1 protein-coding gene is annotated in these 316 nt (G+C 73.4%); it reads left to right on the top strand.

Annotated features, from left to right (window positions below):
- Positions 1–290 (top strand): hypothetical protein (locus AB1L30_RS18145; protein ID WP_367014823.1); only part of this gene is annotated, 290 nt, incomplete at its 5' end.
- Positions 291–316: the final 26 nt, after the last annotated feature.

Here is a 316-nt window from a genome sequence, read left to right as displayed (position 1 = left end):
ACCTGCTGGCCGATGCCGAGCTGATGCCCGAGTATCCCACCTCGGGCGACGTCTCTCACGAGATGGCCGACCACGCCCTCACGTGGCTCAACAACGAGGCCGAGCGGCTCCGCGTCTCGGAATCGCTGGCGGCCCTGCGTGATCGGGTCGTCGTTCCGGGGGCGACCGAGCGGGCGGCCGATCGGATCGCCGCCCTGCTGACGACCGCCGATCGCCCGGGCCCTCGCGGCCCCCACCGGCCCTTGCGGGCGCCGAGCGGCCAGGACGAGCGTGTCGAGCAGGCCGGTTGACGCGACCCTCGACACGACCGGGAGTC

The organism is Bremerella sp. JC817, from assembly GCF_040718835.1.
Taxonomy (GTDB): domain Bacteria; phylum Planctomycetota; class Planctomycetia; order Pirellulales; family Pirellulaceae; genus Bremerella.
The sequence above is the reverse complement of the archived record's forward strand: the minus strand, read 5'-3'. Positions and strand labels throughout refer to the sequence as shown.